The sequence below is a fragment of the Vibrio sp. 1078-1 genome (genome assembly GCF_033340475.1).
Genome location: NZ_JAWOWM010000490.1, coordinates 1 through 637, shown reverse-complemented (window position 1 = coordinate 637; position 637 = coordinate 1). Strand labels below are relative to the sequence as shown.

Sequence of the window (637 nt, the reverse complement as noted above, 5' to 3'; positions counted from 1 at the left end):
GGTGTATCGACAGGACGACGCTTAAGGGGGTTGATCGGTTTAGGTTCAAGTGAAACACGATCGCCCCCTTTAAGCGGCATGCCGTCATCCAATGGCTCGCCTAAGCCGTTTACCACGCGTCCCATCCACTGAGAGCTGAGTTGCACGGTACTGTCACCGTCTAATGGGATCACCTTCGCACCGGCAAACAAACCGCCTAAACGGCGGATTGGCATTAAGTACGCAACGGTATGATCAAAGCCGACCACTTGTGCTTCGATCATATCGCCTTCGGCGGTTTCCACTAAGCAACGTTGCTCAAGCTTAAAACGACATCCAACCGCTTGTAACATCAAGCCGTTCACTTTAATCAAGCGTCCGGTTACTCGCGCAACAGGAATAGAATCAAGCGATGCTAATGCATCGCTCAAACGCTCACTTAATAGTTCGTGGCTTAATGTACTACTCATTTTCAGACTCAACCTGTGGAATGCTGACTTCGTCTAACAAGTGCTGTTTTACGTTGTCCATGCACGCCTCTAAGCGTGAGTCACAACTGGCGTCTGCTTCCGCATCATCCGTCACTAACTGACAACCACCAATTGGCAGTTCGTTGTTGGCAACCAGCTTCCAAGACTTAGGCAGATCCGCGTTAATG

At 50.1% G+C, this 637-nt stretch carries 1 protein-coding gene and 1 pseudogene; both read right to left on the bottom strand.

The genetic code is table 11. The annotated features are described in order from the left end of the window. Window positions 1-449 (bottom strand): annotated as a pseudogene (gene fliI / locus R7190_RS28370) (flagellum-specific ATP synthase FliI); the annotation flags it as partial. Continuing rightward, window positions 442-637: FliH/SctL family protein (locus tag R7190_RS28365; protein WP_318137991.1), on the bottom strand; the 196-nt coding region annotated here is incomplete at its 5' end. The gene R7190_RS28365 and the pseudogene fliI, both read right to left, overlap by 8 nt.